Source organism: Mesorhizobium sp. M2A.F.Ca.ET.067.02.1.1 (assembly GCF_004023285.1).
In the GTDB taxonomy this organism is placed as follows: domain Bacteria; phylum Pseudomonadota; class Alphaproteobacteria; order Rhizobiales; family Rhizobiaceae; genus Mesorhizobium.
Window position 1 is genome coordinate 1 of sequence record NZ_RZSB01000435.1, and the last position, 5,125, is coordinate 5,125.

Below are 5,125 nucleotides of genomic sequence, written 5' to 3' on the forward strand. Positions count from 1 at the left end.
CATCTAGATCGTCCCCCTGGCGGACCCACCCGGATCCCCTAATCCGAATGCGCCGTTAGCTATCTCTGTCGCGGTACGTCGTATGTTTCGAGCTTCACGCCGCGAAAGACACCGATTGTAGCGCGAGCTGGTGCCTCCGGCTGCACATATTTTACTACTTCCTTTACAACTTCCTGCGTTTGTGGTGTGGGCGCCACAGCTGGGACAGGCTTTACCTTGCTCAATTGATCTATCCGGTCACCGACCCGTTCGACTGCCTGGGCCAGTCCATTAAGCTTGTCTTCGGCTCGCTTGCGCTCTTCCGCGGCTGCTGCGTCGGCGGCCTTTTGCCTGTCGAGTTCCGCCTGCCTCTTGGCGACATCTTCCGGGGTTTCGCCGGTCAGGTCGGCGACCGTCACACGCTCCGTCGTTTCGCCCTTGTTGCCTGCCGCTTGCCGCAGCGCCAAGGACAATTGTCCGGCGCCAGCCGCGAGCGTCAGCTTCTGCGCGTCCTTGGTGCTGACCTCCACGGTGACCGCCTTGACGACGGTCGGGCTGTCCTTGCTCTCGTCCGCAACTTGGTCAACTGCAAGAACCTTGACACTCTGCAATAAGACATCGACGAAACTCTTCGCGACGCCGCTATCGTTCGCCGTGCGCGTGAGGAGGATATCCACCCGGTCGCCGGGAAACACGAAGCCAGCGACACCCAGAACGTCGTTGACCCTGATGGAAACTGCTTTCATGCCTTCCGTAAGCACCGCTGAAAGCGTTGCGCGTTGACCGGCACCGGTGATCTTGCTGGCAAGTACCGGCTCATTGGTACTGATGGCTTGCAATGCCTGGCGCGTGCCATTGCCGGCCAAGGCTTCCTTGATGGTCTTGAACGAGCCGGTCGGAACGGCGCCTGCCGGCCACGCGATCTCGCGCAGCTTGTTTTCGGCCAGTGTGTCACCGAACTTGAGAGGAATGGCCGCGACGACGACGGTGTCGCTCGGGACATCGTTGCCTCGTGCGAGAGCGTTACGCTGGCTGGCCAGCCAGAAATTCGCGAGGACGACCGCAAGCATGCCGAAAACGCAGGCGAGAACGATCATCACGATTGTATTGGCGCGCATATCCCAAACCCCAAAGAAGGCCCAAAACATCGGCCGCGTCAGCCCCTCCGCGACCGATCAGGCCCGGACGTGTGTGTCCGGACCTAACCGAAAACCCTAGGTACCTGTGCCTGATGACGCCTTACAGGTGCCCGTGGCAGTAGTTGAAAGTACGCCCTTTCCATCGAGAATATTGCACAGTCCCGTAAAGCGACCGCTCACCCAACCGCCTATCGCAACGATCGCCAAGATTGCCGCGCCCGCGATGATGCCGATCAGGATTGAATATTCCACCATGGCAGCGCCGTTCTCATCATCGCGGAACTGCCGGACCATATCGACAAGCTTGCTCATATCCGTTCTCCCGATCAGGCCCGGATCGGTCGACCCGGGCCTGATCGAATAGCCTCAGGTACCAGTGCCCGCTGATGCCTTGCAGGTGCCCTTCGCGGTCGTTGAAAGCACGCCCTTGCCATCAAGGATGCCGCAGAGGCCCGTAAAGCGCCCGCTCACCCAGCCGCCGATTGCAACGATCGCCAGGATCGCCGCGCCGGCGATGATGCCGATCAGAATGGAATATTCGACCATGGCAGCGCCGTTTTCATCGTCGCGGAACTGCCGGGTCATCGTCATGAGCTTCTTCATGCCAATTTCTCCCTTTGGAGGTTTGAACCCGACGAGACAGAGCCAAGGAATGAACCCCACACCCAAGCATCCCCCGTCGAACTCAATCCTAGGTCGCGCGAAAAAGCAGTGTCAAACGGATTAACGGAGCCTTAACCTTTCAATACTCGACTTTTGGCAATTTCATTTGAAACAAGGGCTTGATTCGCCTCATTTTTCAAGTCTCCTTAACCATTCATTCACAATTCGGCCACGGTTACGCCTTTCTGCGGTTGGATTAGGGTTCCTACATAATTCTTTATATCTAAGGGCTTACGGGCGTCGTCGCTTGAGTTGCGCAAAGGTCCTAGGACTTTGGTCTGGAGGCTAAAGATGGGCGCCAAATAGTTATGTGGCTTCACCGCCACTTTTTTAACTATGTCGCAAGTAATTGCCGTTGCTTTGCCTCACAGCGCTTGTGCCCCTCGTGGTTAACGCTTAGTTTTGATCAAGGGATTGGCAGGGGGCTAGAGCGGCAATGTTGGGTCGCTTCATCAAAGGGCCGGGTGAGCAGCGGGTGCCGCAAACGGTGCCCGGGCCTCCGATACCAAATGGCGCCGTGTCTGCTCCGGCAATTGAAGCAGAAGCACAAAGCGACGATTTCCTCTCGCTCAAGGTCGATCTCCACCGCCACCTTATCGACCGCTTTAATCTGACCGCGCTCGAGAACGCTTCCAAGGACGAGATCCTCAACGAGATCCGCCCGATCGTGCGCGAGTTCGTGCGCGGTCGAAACGTGCCCTTGAACGCGCGCGAGCTGGATCAACTGACCAGCGACACAGCCGACGAGATGCTAGGTCTCGGCCCGATTGAACCGCTGCTCAAGGATGATTCAATCGCCGACATCCTGATCAATACTCACAACCACGTCTTTATTGAACGTCGCGGCGTGCTTGAGGAAACCTCGATCCGATTTCGGGACGAGGCGCATCTGCTGCGCATCGTCAATAAAATCGTCTCAGCCATCGGCCGGCGGGTCGATGAATCCGCGCCGATGGTCGATGCGCGCCTCGAAGACGGGTCGCGCGTCAATGTCGCCGTGCGACCGGTCTCGGTTGACGGTCCGCTCGTCTCAATCCGAAAATTCTCCAGAAATCCCTATTCGCTTGAACGCTTGATGGCCTTCAACTCGATCCGCCAGCCCATGATTGATCTGCTGCGGATCGCCGTCCAGGCGCGTAAGTCGATCCTGGTTTCAGGTGGTACCGGCAGCGGCAAAACCACGCTGCTAAATGCTCTGTCGAGTTATATCCCGGCCAAGGAACGACTGATTACCATCGAGGACGCGGCGGAATTGCAATTGCAGCAGCCGCATGTCGGTCGCCTCGAAACGCGCCCGCCCAATGTCGAGGGCAAGGGTGAAGTCCGCCAACGCGAGCTGGTAAAGAACGCACTGCGCATGCGCCCCGACCGCATCATCGTCGGCGAGGTGCGTGGTGAGGAAGCCTTCGACATGTTGCAGGCCATGAACACCGGCCATGAAGGCTCGATGACCACCATCCACGCCAACACGCCGCGCGATGCGCTGTCGCGTCTAGAGCAGATGGTCGGCATGGCTGGCCTGCCGATGACTCAGGAATCGATCCGCGCCCAGATTGCGTCCGCTATCGACATCATCGTGCAGACGCAGCGTCTGGCCGATGGTGGCAGGCGAGTTATTTCCATCTCGGAATTGACCGGCATGGAAGGGAACGTCGTCCAACTCCAGGAACTCTACCATTTTGTTCGCCGCGAGGTGGCAGCAGACGGGCAAATTATCGGCGAATTTCGCGCCACCAGAATCCGCCCCCGCTTTGCCCAGGAGGCGGCAACGCTCGGCCTGCACTTCGCCAAGGACGCTTTCAACCCGCAGGTCCCGCTCTGATGATAAGTAGCGAGACGCTTATCTACTTCGTCTACGTGCTGGCGGCAGCGTCAGTCATCCTGGCAGCCGAGGCACTCTATGTCACTTATGTAAGAGGTCGCGATCGCACCGGCACGATAAACCGACGACTCAAGCGCTTGGCGGATGAGGCCCCCGCGGAGCAGACCCTGCAGAGCCTGCTGCGAGAACGTGGACTGACCGAGTCTGGCGATTATGTATTCGGGGCGATTGCGCTCAACAGGCTCTATACCCAATCAGGTATAACCGGGAATCCGCTGACATTCGTCGCGATCTTCGTACTGGCTGGGCTGATCGTAGCGTTGCTTTTAAAGTTGTTTGCTGGAGTTTCCGCGCTTCCAGCCCTAATTTGCTTTGCATTTGTCGCATTTGTCTTGCCTCTGCTATTTCTCCGCCGGGCCCGCAACAAGCGAATCTTGAAGTTTGCCCGACAATTGCCAGACGCTTTGGATATGATCGTGCGCTCTCTGCGCGCCGGCCATCCGGCATCGGTGGCGATTGGGCTGGTTGGCCGCGAAATGCCTGATCCGCTCGGCACCGAATTCGGTATTGTCGCTGACGAGGTCACTTTCGGGCTGAGCATAGAGCAGGCAGTTCGGAAACTGTCGGAACGAGTTGGCTTCGAGGGGCTGCACCTCTTGTCGGTGTCTCTGTCCATTCAGTCCAAGACAGGCGGCAATCTCACGGAGATCCTTGCCAATCTGTCCAAGGTGCTGCGTGAACGGCAAAAGCTTCGGCTGAAGATCAGGGCGCTATCGGCGGAAGGGCGCTTTTCGGCCTGGGTCATCTCGCTCTTTCCGATAGTGATGTTCGCTATCTTAGCGCTCGTTGCTCCGAGCTACTACGGAGCTGTTTGGGGCAACCCGCTCATCTTTCCGGTCTTCACACTCTTCGGCATCTGGGCGCTACTCGGCGACTTCATCATGTATCGCATGGTAAATTTCGATTTCTGATTGGAGCCGAACCTCTTGTTGAACTTCCTCGGTTCCGAGCTTCTCGTCTCCCTGTCGGTATTTGCGGCTGCGGCGGCGCTGTTTCTGTTCGGCGCATTCGTTTTATTGCCCGCCTTTCAAACGCGAAGGCTGGTCACCGAAAGCTTGATATCGGATGGGATCGTCAACCGGCGGTCGCTAGGTGCCCAGGAGCAACTGGTCAAGATTTCGGCTCAGCGGCCTGTTGAAGCCTATTTCCGTGCGCTGGAGAAGGAGCGCGGTGAGCCAAATGCCCTTGAAGCCAGACTGTTTCGGGCCGGCTTCTACCACGCGAGCGCGCCGGCTCTTTACACCCTGTCACGAATTGGCGCCGTCGCCCTTGCCTTTCTTATTTGCTACACCCTGTTGGCAATGGTGCTGCCGCCGAAAATACCCGGCTTCATTTCATTGGCCGGAGCCTCGCTGTTTGGATTGGCTTGCCTGGTCATTCCAAGTATTGCGCTGGATCGCTTCGAGAATGCTCAAAAACAGATTTACCGTCGCGGCTTTCCCGATTTCATGGATATGATGAT

At 57.8% G+C, this 5,125-nt stretch carries 5 protein-coding genes and 1 pseudogene; 3 read left to right on the plus strand and 3 right to left on the minus strand.

The genetic code is table 11. The features are described 5' to 3' along the window. Positions 1-59: 59 nt before the first annotated feature. From cpaB to EOA28_RS24295, 3 genes are all read right to left on the minus strand, one after another. Entirely contained in the window at positions 60-1,097 is a 1,038-nt protein-coding gene (cpaB, locus tag EOA28_RS24285; RefSeq protein ID WP_128315358.1) for a Flp pilus assembly protein CpaB, read from the minus strand. Positions 1,098-1,193: 96 nt separating this feature from the next. After that, positions 1,194-1,430: a Flp family type IVb pilin gene (locus tag EOA28_RS24290; protein ID WP_128315359.1), complete on the minus strand. Its 237-nt coding sequence runs from the start codon at positions 1,428-1,430 to the stop codon at positions 1,194-1,196. A gap of 54 nt (positions 1,431-1,484) precedes the next feature. Further along, entirely contained in the window at positions 1,485-1,721 is a 237-nt protein-coding gene (locus EOA28_RS24295; protein ID WP_128315360.1) for a Flp family type IVb pilin, read from the minus strand. Positions 1,722-2,217: 496 nt separating this feature from the next. Between EOA28_RS24295 and EOA28_RS24300 the strand changes: the two genes are divergently transcribed. From EOA28_RS24300 to EOA28_RS24310, 3 genes and pseudogenes are all read left to right on the plus strand, one after another. Continuing rightward, complete coding sequence (locus EOA28_RS24300; RefSeq protein WP_128315361.1) at positions 2,218-3,603, plus strand: CpaF family protein; 1,386 nt, start codon at positions 2,218-2,220, stop codon at positions 3,601-3,603. Next, positions 3,603-4,574 carry a type II secretion system F family protein gene (locus tag EOA28_RS24305; protein WP_128315362.1) on the plus strand — a complete coding sequence of 324 codons (972 nt, stop codon included), beginning with the start codon at positions 3,603-3,605 and terminating at the stop codon, positions 4,572-4,574. Before EOA28_RS24300 ends, EOA28_RS24305 begins: the two co-directional genes overlap by 1 nt. A 15-nt stretch (positions 4,575-4,589) precedes the next feature. After that, positions 4,590-5,125 (plus strand): annotated as a pseudogene (locus EOA28_RS24310) (type II secretion system F family protein); the annotation flags it as partial.

Coding starts and splice junctions, on each gene's coding strand:
- cpaB (WP_128315358.1), bottom strand. CDS start 1,097: ATGCGCGCCAATACAATCGTGATGATCGTTCTCGCCTGCGTTTTCGGC.
- EOA28_RS24290 (WP_128315359.1), bottom strand. CDS start 1,430: ATGAGCAAGCTTGTCGATATGGTCCGGCAGTTCCGCGATGATGAGAAC.
- EOA28_RS24295 (WP_128315360.1), bottom strand. CDS start 1,721: ATGAAGAAGCTCATGACGATGACCCGGCAGTTCCGCGACGATGAAAAC.
- EOA28_RS24300 (WP_128315361.1), top strand. CDS start 2,218: ATGTTGGGTCGCTTCATCAAAGGGCCGGGTGAGCAGCGGGTGCCGCAA.
- EOA28_RS24305 (WP_128315362.1), top strand. CDS start 3,603: ATGATAAGTAGCGAGACGCTTATCTACTTCGTCTACGTGCTGGCGGCA.